3 protein-coding genes and 2 pseudogenes are annotated in these 3354 nt (G+C 57.7%); all 5 read left to right on the top strand.

The window, feature by feature from the left end; translation table 11 throughout:
* Nucleotides 1-98: 98 nt before the first annotated feature.
* Nucleotides 99-341: pseudogene (locus tag BIZ39_RS20935) on the top strand (sodium:proton antiporter); the annotation flags it as partial.
* A 97-nt stretch (nt 342-438) separates the two neighbouring features.
* Nucleotides 439-1458, top strand: coding sequence for an IS21 family transposase (gene istA, locus BIZ39_RS20930; protein ID WP_187447983.1), 1020 nt, complete (start codon nt 439-441; stop codon nt 1456-1458).
* On the top strand, nt 1455-2252 hold the full coding sequence (gene istB, locus BIZ39_RS20925) for an IS21-like element helper ATPase IstB (RefSeq protein ID WP_187447982.1): 798 nt from the start codon (nt 1455-1457) through the stop codon (nt 2250-2252). The genes istA and istB overlap by 4 nt, the downstream gene beginning before the upstream one ends.
* A gap of 105 nt (nt 2253-2357) precedes the next feature.
* Nucleotides 2358-2534 (top strand): annotated as a pseudogene (locus tag BIZ39_RS20920) (sodium:proton antiporter); the annotation flags it as partial.
* Between the two features lie 142 nt (nt 2535-2676).
* A partial coding sequence (locus tag BIZ39_RS20915) for a ZIP family metal transporter (RefSeq protein ID WP_262385825.1) occupies nt 2677-3354 on the top strand: 678 nt, incomplete at its 3' end.

Here is a 3354-nt window from a genome sequence, read left to right as displayed (position 1 = left end):
GATGGCAGAATATTGGAAGGTAACCCACCGCCACAGACCATATAATATAATACCTGTAGCGTTCTATGTTACTTTAGAGGGGAAAATCCCTAGAACCCCTCTATGGCCTGGCTCTCTATGCCGTAGGGCGCAGTGCGAAAATGCAGGTACGTGCCGCGCATCTGGCAGGGGTACTGCAACTGATTTTGGCTATCGGCGTACTCGTCGAGGTGGTGCGACGCTTTGTTTTCGGTAGTGAGCCTGAATCGCTGATGATGATGGCGATCGCCTTCGTCGCGTTGATCGCCAATACCGGTTGCCTGCTGTTGATATCCAAGCACCGCGAAGGCGGCGCGCATATTGTCACCGCCGGAGTAATACTGACCCACCAACGTCGACTTAAAATTGACCCACCTGAAGCAAAATGGCCGCCTAATCAAATGACCAGAGCGGCGGCCGATGTTGACTCAGGAGAGACTCGTGGAAATTCATGTATTACATGGCCAAGGCAACAGCATTCGCGCCATCGCAAAGCAACTCGGAGTGTCGCGCAATACGGTGCGGAGGTATCTGCGGGACCTGACCGTTGTACCTAGCTACCCGGACCGGGCTGCTCGCCCAGCAAAGCTAGAGCCCTACAAAACCTATCTGCTAGCACGGATCGAGGCGGCCAAACCGCACTGGATACCGGCAACGGTTCTGTTCAGCGAGATTCAGGATCGTGGCTACGCTGGCGGGATCACTCAACTCAAGACCTACCTCGCCGAGTTCAAGACGGCCGTGCCTGATCCGGTAGTTCGTTTCGAGACGCCGCCAGGCAAGCAAATGCAGGTCGATTTCACGACCATCTCTCGTCACCGGCGCACGATCAAAGCCTTTGTTGCCACGCTGGGGTATAGCCGCGCTAACTACGTCCGGTTTTCCGAGCATGAGCGTCAGGATGACTGGTTGCGCGGGATCGAGGAGGCATGTCATTACTTCGGCGGGGTCCCCCAGGAGATCCTGTTCGACAACGCCAAGACCATCATGATCGAACGTGATGCTTACGGCGAAGGCCAGCATCGTTGGAATGCGCAATTGCTGGCGACCGCGCGCGATTATGGCTTTATCGCCCGCGCTTGCCGGCCCTACAGAGCTCGCACCAAGGGCAAGGTCGAGCGCTTCAATGGTTACTTGAAAAACAGCTTCATCACGCCTATGGCAGCCACTCTGAATCAGGCTGGGCTTCGGCTGGATGTGGCCACGGCCAATGCCCATATAGGTCCCTGGCTCGAGCGTGTGGCGCATCAGCGTATCCATGGCACCACCGGCATCAAGCCGCAGATATTGCTGGATCAGGAGCGCTTCCAGCTCAGACCTTTGCCACGGCAGGCAAAACGGGGTCTGGAGCAAATGCCAGTCACCGCACGGCCTGTGCCCAGGGAGAGCTTCCAGCATCCGCTGAGCACCTATGACCGGCTGCTGGAGGCGCGTCCATGAACCTGCAACATCAGCGTATCCAACACGCCTGCGCGAACCTAAAGCTCGACACGCTAGCCAGCGAATGGTCAGCCATGGCCGACCGTTGCGCCTCGCAAGAAGACACCTTGGCCGACTTCCTCGAGCAGCTATTGCGCCTGGAACTGGACGCACGGTCCCTGCGCTCCCGCGAGACCTTACTCAAGTTTGCCGGCTTCCCTGGGCGCAAGCTCTTCGAAGACTATGACTTTAAATTCGCCAGCGGAGCGCCGCGCAAACAGCTGAACGAACTGACAAGCTTGGCCTTCGTGGAGCGAGCAGAAAATGTCGTACTCCTCGGCCCCAGTGGCGTTGGCAAGAGCCATCTCGCCATCAGCCTGGGTCACAAAGCCATCGCTCAAGGCATCAAGACGCGCTTCATTGCCGCAGCCGATCTGATGCTGCAACTGGCAACTGCCCGCAAACAGGAACGCCTAGAGCAGTACTTGAAGCGCAGCGTGCTAGCTCCGCGGCTGCTGATCATCGACGAGATCGGCTATCTGCCGTTTGGCCGCGAAGAAGCCAATCTGTTCTTCAATGTCATCGCCAAGCGGTACGAGCAAGGCAGTGTCATCGTAACCAGCAACCTGCCGTTCTCGCAGTGGTCCCGTGCCTTCGCCGATGACACAACCTTGACGGCAGCGCTATTAGACCGGTTGTTACACCATGCGCACATCGTGCAGATCCGTGGCGAAAGCTACCGACTGAAGGACAAGAACGCTGCGGGTATCGCTCCGGTCTCGGCCAGCAGTCAGAATCTATTAACCAACAATTAATCGCCAAGGGTGGGTCAGTTTTAAACCGTCGATATCGCCGATAAGTGGGTCAGATTTGAACCGTCGATATCGCCGATAAGTGGGTCAGATTTGAACCGTCGTTGACATATGAAGGCAAGCTGGATATTCTCGGCCAATGATGTGGTGATCAACATGGGCGTCATCGCCGCCGGTGCCTTGGTCGCCTGGACGGGGTCCAGCTACCCTGACCTGATTATCGGTACCATCGTGGGCCTGATCGTCCTCAACGGCGCTCGGCGCATCCTGGCGCTCAAGGGGTGAGGCTGCACGGTACGCAGCTATCGATGCCTGGGACACTTGATCGAAGTGGCTGTACAAGCGCGCTAGGCCTGAACGACAGCATATAGCGCGAAGGCTCGGAGCCAGCAAGGTAGCGTATCTAGGAATCAACCAAGGGAGGAATATGATGGATAGTATCTGGCTGGTACTCGGCCTGGCGCTGTTGCCCGCCTTAGGCAATTTTAGTGGTGGGCTCGCTGCGGAGGCCTCCCGAACTACCGGGCGCCGTCTCAATTACGCCCTTCACGGCGCTGCCGGCCTCGTCATTGCGGTGGTGGCGGTTGAAATCATGCCGCGCGTGCTAGAGAACCTCTCAGCCTGGGTAATCGCCCTCGCTTTCGCGCTGGGCGGCATTGCTTACGTAGGTATCGAGAAGCTCGTTGAGAGTCTCCAGAAGCGACAAGGCCAGCAGGGAGAAGGCGGTCAGACGAGTGTCTGGATGATCTATATCGCCGTATCCATCGACCTGTTCAGCGATGGCCTCCTGATCGGGGCGGGGTCGGCGGTCTCACCGTCGGTCGCGATAATCCTGGCGGCGGGTCAGGTTCTCGCCGATGTTCCTGAGGGCTTTGCGACGATCGCCACCATGAAAGATAAAGGAATCCCTCGTAGCAAGCGGATACTGCTCTCTGCTTCCTTCGCGATTCCTGTGCTCTCGGCAGCCGTCTTTGCTTACTTCGTACTCAGGAACCAGCCGGAGGCATTTAAGCTAGCGGCACTGACGTTCACGGCAGGCCTTCTCACGGTCGCTGCCATCGAAGATATGGTCTCCGAGGCTCACGAGAGCGGTGACGATACGCAC

The organism is Alteromonas sp. BZK5, from assembly GCF_014349115.1.
Taxonomy (GTDB): domain Bacteria; phylum Pseudomonadota; class Gammaproteobacteria; order Enterobacterales; family Alteromonadaceae; genus Alteromonas; species Alteromonas macleodii.
The sequence above is the reverse complement of the archived record's forward strand: the minus strand, read 5'-3'. Positions and strand labels throughout refer to the sequence as shown.

Coding starts and splice junctions, on each gene's coding strand:
- istA (WP_187447983.1), top strand. CDS start 439: ATGTTGACTCAGGAGAGACTCGTGGAAATTCATGTATTACATGGCCAA.
- istB (WP_187447982.1), top strand. CDS start 1,455: ATGAACCTGCAACATCAGCGTATCCAACACGCCTGCGCGAACCTAAAG.